General features: G+C 61.8%; 4 protein-coding genes and 4 pseudogenes. 3 read left to right on the top strand and 5 right to left on the bottom strand.

The annotated features are described in order from the left end of the window. On the bottom strand, positions 1-342 hold a 342-nt coding region (locus IVB48_RS23815; protein ID WP_247403526.1), incomplete at its 3' end, for a transposase. A 112-nt stretch (positions 343-454) separates the two neighbouring features. Beyond that, positions 455-1,028 (bottom strand): annotated as a pseudogene (locus tag IVB48_RS23810) (helix-turn-helix domain-containing protein). Positions 1,029-1,066: 38 nt separating this feature from the next. Between IVB48_RS23810 and IVB48_RS23805 the strand changes: the two are divergent. Then, on the top strand, positions 1,067-1,348 hold the full coding sequence (locus IVB48_RS23805) for a helix-turn-helix domain-containing protein (RefSeq protein WP_247403523.1): 282 nt from the start codon (positions 1,067-1,069) through the stop codon (positions 1,346-1,348). A 28-nt stretch (positions 1,349-1,376) separates the two neighbouring features. Here the strand turns inward: IVB48_RS23805 and IVB48_RS23800 are convergent. Then, positions 1,377-2,313: pseudogene (locus IVB48_RS23800) on the bottom strand (IS630 family transposase). Between the two features lie 569 nt (positions 2,314-2,882). Beyond that, positions 2,883-3,257, bottom strand: a pseudogene (locus IVB48_RS23795) (transposase); the annotation flags it as partial. A 601-nt stretch (positions 3,258-3,858) separates the two neighbouring features. On the opposite strand from IVB48_RS23795, the gene ltrA reads away from it, so the two are divergent. Next, positions 3,859-5,142 carry a group II intron reverse transcriptase/maturase gene (gene ltrA, locus IVB48_RS23790; RefSeq protein WP_247403520.1) on the top strand — a complete coding sequence of 428 codons (1,284 nt, stop codon included), beginning with the start codon at positions 3,859-3,861 and terminating at the stop codon, positions 5,140-5,142. Positions 5,143-5,250: 108 nt separating this feature from the next. Here ltrA and IVB48_RS23785 read toward each other — a convergent pair. Continuing rightward, positions 5,251-5,739 (bottom strand): annotated as a pseudogene (locus tag IVB48_RS23785) (transposase); the annotation flags it as partial. Between IVB48_RS23785 and IVB48_RS23780 the strand changes: the two are divergent. Beyond that, positions 5,671-5,854, top strand: a 184-nt coding sequence (locus IVB48_RS23780) for a hypothetical protein (RefSeq protein ID WP_247403529.1), incomplete at its 3' end; no start/stop codon positions are given. The pseudogene IVB48_RS23785 and the gene IVB48_RS23780 sit on opposite strands and share 69 nt — an antisense overlap.

Here is a 5,854-nt window from a genome sequence, read left to right as displayed (position 1 = left end):
GGAGCCGGTCTCGTCGATCACCAGCACCGCATCGTCATCCGCCAAGTGCTCGATGACATAGTCGCGGACGATATCGCGCAGGGCATCAGCGTCCCAATCTCCACGACCCAGAATTGCCTGCTGACGCCATGGGCCAGGATCGCCAGCCGCCTCCGCGCGCATCCAGCCGGTCTTGCGCTGCTCATCTCCGAGCAGACCTTCCAGGAACAAGCCTGCATTCGTCGCAACACGCTCTTGCGTGAACAACGGACGTATCCGTTTCTTGATCTCTCGAAGCGACGCCGCCCACAACGCAAGCGTCTCCTCAACCGACGCGGCCCGCGCCCACGACATTCGAATCATGGTTGCCCATGGATTCAGAAGTCTGCAAACAAAGCAACTGTAATGCTGGGATGCTGGATCGACCAATAGCACTCAACGCTAGCTGCCTCTGGAGAGGTGCCGCAGAGTTCGCCTAGTGGTTCATCTCTTTGGGGGTGGCTGGATAGGCGCGGCCGAGTTTGGCGCGGGCTTTATCTGTTGTGAACATCCATTTGCTGCGGACTCGGGTCTTATTCCGTCTCTTTTGCCATGCTGCGATCTCGTTTCGGAGCCTTTTGGGATCGTCGATGCGGCGGCCGAGACACTGGCGCTGTAGCACGCCCAACAAGCTGTTGCGATCGGTGAGCTTGACCATCGTGTCGGCCAACAGCGTCAGCGTCCAGCGTTTGCAGCCGGCGGGCGGCTTGGAGCATGCCACCAGCAGCGCTTCCTCCTTGCCGGTCAGCTTGCACTCAGCCCCCCGGACGCGTCTCCTCGCTCAAGGCTCGCTCCAGATTGCCTTCCACGAAGCGGCGCTTGGTCCGGCCGACGGTGGAGAGGTTGACACTCACGGTCCGGGCAATCTCCTCGTCGCGGCAGCCTCCATCGGCCGCCAGCAAAATCTGCGCCCGCTTAAGCTTGCGGGCAGCGTGCTTGCCGCCGCCGAGCATCGCCGTCAGTTCGTTGCGCTCGGCTTGGCTCAATTCGATCCGATAACGTACATTCATGCTTTGCCTCCTTGTCGGAGGCCGGGACGAATCCAACGATGAGTCAAAAATCAGGCGCGCGCTTCACCGAGAAGCAGGGTTATTACCTGGCTTTCATCCATACCTACGCCCACATGTTCGGACGTCCACCCGCCGAAGCCGATATCCAGCGCCACTTCCGCGTCAGCCCGCCTTCGGTCCACCAGATGATCGTCACCCTCGAACGAAACGGCTTCATCCGACGTCAACCTGGCGTCCCCAGAAGCATCGAAATCCTCGTGCCGCCGGAAAACTTGCCGATCCTCGAATGGCTCGGTATCAGAACGTCGAAATCACTGTGATGAACCACTAAAGCGTGATGGCATTAGCTTAGCTTCGATAGCCTGAGTTTTTGAGATAGTTCGCGTATTCTTCGGGCGTGAAGCGTCAAGGAGTTCGCCGATGGCGGCGCAGACAGTATCGACAGTTCGTGCGGCTGCCTTCCGGAGTAGATGTTTGAGCTTGGCAAAGACCTGTTCGATCGGGTTCAGGTCAGGCGAGTGTTTTGGCAGGAAGAACAGCTTGGCTCCGGGGAGCGGATGAGCTGGCGCACGGCTTTGCTTCTGTGGCTGCCGAGGTTGTCCAGGACGACAATATCGCCGGGACGAAGGATCGGCAGGAGAACCTTCGCGGCATAGATCCGGAAGCTCACGTCATCGATTGGTCCCTCGATGAACCATGGTGCATCGATCCGGTCATGGCGGAGGGCCGCCAGGAAGGTCATGGTTGTCCAGCGGCCGTGAGGAATCTTGGCGGTGAGCCTGTGCCCACGCGGCGCATCCCCCGCAACGGCGCCATGTCGGCCCGGGTCCAGGTCTCGTCGATGAAGTCCAGCCGCTCAGCTTCGATGCGACCTTGGTACTTTGTCCACTGGGCTCGCCGCCGTGCCACGTCGGGAGGATCGCGTTCCCCAGCCACCACGCTTTTTTTGAAGCTGAGCTTCTCGGCATGCACGAAGTCCCACACCGAGTGGTAGTCGACCTTCAGGCCGCGACCGGCAAGCTCGGCAACGAGTCCACGTATGGTGAAATCGCCGTCCTCCAATCGGTTGCGACAGCCAGACCGCGTGGTGTCCCGAAACCGCTTTCGGCTTGTGACCGCCCATCTGGCCCGGCGCAACGCTGCCGGTTTCATCGACCGACTTCATCCAGCCGATCGCGGTGCTGATCGCCACTTCAAACTGCTTGGCGGCTTGATTGCGGGACATTCCGCCCTCAATCGCTGCCACAACGCGCTTGCGAAGATCAAGAGAGTAAGGCTTGCCCATCCATGCTAGCCTCCGCCCAGGCAGCATGGTGAATCAGAAACAGATTGGTTTGGGAATCTGGAGGGTTCTGGTGAGGTCGCGGGGCAAAGGCCACCCGCGCGCTCTGTCGTAGCGTGCGACCTCATAGAAGCCGGATTGAACGAAGCCGCGGAGTTGTGGGCGCTATGGGGATAGTGCAGCCAGTGCGGCTGCGGAGAAGGCGCCCCTGTGGTCGCCGCGCGTCGGCGCGATATTGATCGGACGTGAGCGGCGCCATTGCTCGGGCCGAGAGCGGGATGCCGCGAGCGATTTGCTGTGCTGGGATGCGTGGCCGAACGATTGGCGGGATGTTTGGTGACGAACGCGGCCACGTCGACATCGGACGTTGCCACCGAGAGAGTGATCACGGAACGGGTGGATAGTGCAGGCGTGGGTCATGACGTGTCACAACGAAACGGATGGTCGCGTGCGCCGGCTCGCGGGACGACTTCGACGCGCCGCATGGTGCCGCCGCAATGTGGGCAGACGGGGATCTCGCATTTGACGAGAGGATCGCCGCCGGCTTCTTGATCAGCCGGAGCGTTGCGGACAGCAAGGAGTTGGCGGCAGAGGGCGATTTTATCGTTGCGTCCGCCATTGGCGAGAAAGCCATAGTGGCGGATGCGGTGAAAGCCGTCCGGCAGAGTGTGCAGGAGAAAGCGACGAATGAACTCACCGGCATCAAGCGTCATTACATTGGCTTTGCGATTCTGCCGATAGTCCTTCCAGGAAAAGATCACCTTGCCATCGGCGAGTGAGATCAGCCGGCTGTTGGCGATGGCGACGCGATGGGTGTAGCGGCCGAGATAGGCCAACACCTGTGCGGGCCCGCCGAAGGGCCGCTTGGCGTAAACAACCCTTGCGACAGGAGAAGTCCTGGAAAGGAGAATGGAAATGTAACCTGAAACCTTTCGAAGCGATCCTGAGGGTACGACCCCCTCCCGGTAGAGGCGCAGCCCGCCAGCCGGAAGCGAGTCTTGCATGGGCGATGGCGACGTCACTCGTGAAGCGTAGACAGCGGATGCTGAAGCCCTGTGTTAGCCTCGAGATTATGTACCCGCTGAGGCCTTCGGCTTGGGTTGGCCGGGGGCGGTGTTGGCAAGACCGTCAAAGGCGAGGTTTAGCTGGCTCGGCCGGGGTCTTGGAGCAGGGCAGAGGCCTAGGATGGATCGCCAGGAAACCTGTGAGATCCCGCTCGCGCCCACGGGTGCAGCACGCCGGAACGGGGACGCCGGCTGAACAATGTCCCGGGCCTGCGGAGCGTCCTCTGCGCTCAGCAGGAGCGTCTCGGCGAACACGAATACAGGAGGAGCGCGTGGGGCCTGGAACCGAAACCATAAGGAACCAGGTTCGCGCGGGCGGGAAGTCGTAGCGCCTTCATAGTACCGATGAAGTCGGGGAACCGGGCTCGCCGGGACCCGATCGAGGGAAGGGGAGGCGCCATGAGTAGAGAACCGTTGACCTGAAACACGGGAGGGGACTCTGAACCCCACAAACCTGTCTACGAACCGAAAACGGATAGCCAACTTGGCGAGGACGAAACGGGGGACGGCGCTGTGCTCGCTCCACCACGTCATCGATCTGGACTGGATGAAGGAGGCCTATCGGCTGACCCGCAAGGACGGGGCTCCCGGCATCGACGGCGTCACGGCGGCAGACTACGAAGTGAACCTGGAGGCCAATCTTCTGGACCTCCTGGAGCGCATCAAGTCCGGCCGTTATCGTGCGCCGCCGGTCCGCCGAGCATACATTCCTAAAGCGGATGGCTCGCAAAGGATGCTCGGCATTCCAACCTTCGAAGACAAGGTGGCGCAACGCGCCGTGACGATGGTACTGGAAGAAATCTATGAACAGGACTTCCTGCCCTGTTCATACGGCTTCCGGCCAGGACGATCAGCTCACCAGGCGCTCCGCACTCTGCAGAACGTACTGTGGGCCAAGCGTCTTTACTGGGTGCTCGATCTCGACATACGCAAGTACTTCGACTCGATCCCGCACTCTGACCTTCGAGCGTTCCTCGACCAACGAGTCACGGACGGCGTCATCCGAAGGATGATCGATAAATGGCTGAAAGCAGGAGCCGTTGAAAACGGTCTTCTGCGCCGCACGACCGAGGGCTCCCCGCAAGGGGGCGTAATCTCGCCCTGCCTGTCGAACGTCTTCCTGCACCATGTGCTGGACGAATGGTTCGAGACCAAGGTGAGGCCGCGCCTCAACGGGGACTGCACCCTTGTCCGGTTCGCCGATGACGCGCTGATGGCGTTCGACAACATCGTCGACGCCAAACGCCTGCTATCGGTCCTGGGCAAGCGTCTTGCGCGGTATGGACTCACCCTCCACCCCGACAAGACGCGCCTCGTCGACTTCCGCCCAAAGAGACCACAGGGCGCGCGCCATCCGGAGACGGATGGGACCACCTTCGACTTCCTCGGCTTAACCCATGTCTGGGGACGGTCGCGGAACGGCAAGGATATGGTTCGGCAGGTAACGGCCAAAGGCCGGTTCGCCCGTGCAGTGGCCGCGGTGAACGGCTGGTGTCGGAAAAACCGTCACTGGTCCCTCCGCGACCAGCATCGCCATCTGTCCTCTATGATGCGGGGCCACTTCGCCTACTACGGCGTTGGCGGCAACAGTCGACGCTTGCGCTGGTTCGCCAACCAAGTGGTGCGGGTCTGGCGCAAGTGGTTGTCTCGGCGAGATCGTCGAGGCGTGGTCCGATGGGCCCGCTTCAACGACCTTCTGGCACGGCACCCGCTGCCCTCGGCCAAGATCTTCCACGGCTACGCCGCCGTGAGCGAATCTCTCTCGTGAAGAACCGGATGCAGGAAATCTGCACGTCCGGGTCTGTGAGGGATGGGGGCGGTAACGTCCCCATCTACTCGGCAGTCGGTCCGTCGGAGCTGATCGAGGCGCTCGGGTGAACGCGGCGGGATCGGCGAGGCGGGCGAGATTACCGAAAAAGCCCAACTGGCCAGCCACCAAGGCAGCTTGCACTCTTGCAGAAACAGGCGGCGGAACAGCCGAGAGAGGACGCGGACCGGCAGGAAGAAGCCGGGCCGGCAAGCGACCCAGCGTGTGCCGTCGGGCGAAGGTCCACCACCAGGCACGACACAGTGGACATGCGGATGGTGTTGCAGGGTCTGGCCCCAGGTATGGAGGACGGCGGTCACGCCGAGCTGGGCACCGAGATGCTTGGGTCGGCCGCGATGGTGGTGAGCGCCTCCGCCGCGCAGCGAAACAGGATGGCATAGACCACCGCCCTATTCTGGAAAGCAATCTCTCTGGCCGGCGCCGACAAGGTGAAGACCACGTGGAATACGGCACGGGAAGGAGTTCGGCTTGCCGCTCGGCAAGCCATTGCGCGCGTGCCGCGCCCTGGCACTTCGGACAGTGCCGATTACGGCAGGTAGTGGGCGACGCCCATTAGCACTACTTTGGCAGAATGTGTTTTCGCCGCTGTTTTTCAAGGATTTGCTTTCGGCAATATGGGCACTGCTGGGGCGGCGGCCGAAGGAGGAGATCG

It is taken from the genome of Bradyrhizobium sp. 76, from assembly GCF_023073025.1.
Lineage (GTDB): Bacteria > Pseudomonadota > Alphaproteobacteria > Rhizobiales > Xanthobacteraceae > Bradyrhizobium.
Note: the sequence above shows the minus strand (reverse complement) of the source record. Positions and strands in the feature narration are given on the sequence as shown.

Coding starts and splice junctions, on each gene's coding strand:
- IVB48_RS23805 (WP_247403523.1), top strand. CDS start 1,067: ATGAGTCAAAAATCAGGCGCGCGCTTCACCGAGAAGCAGGGTTATTAC.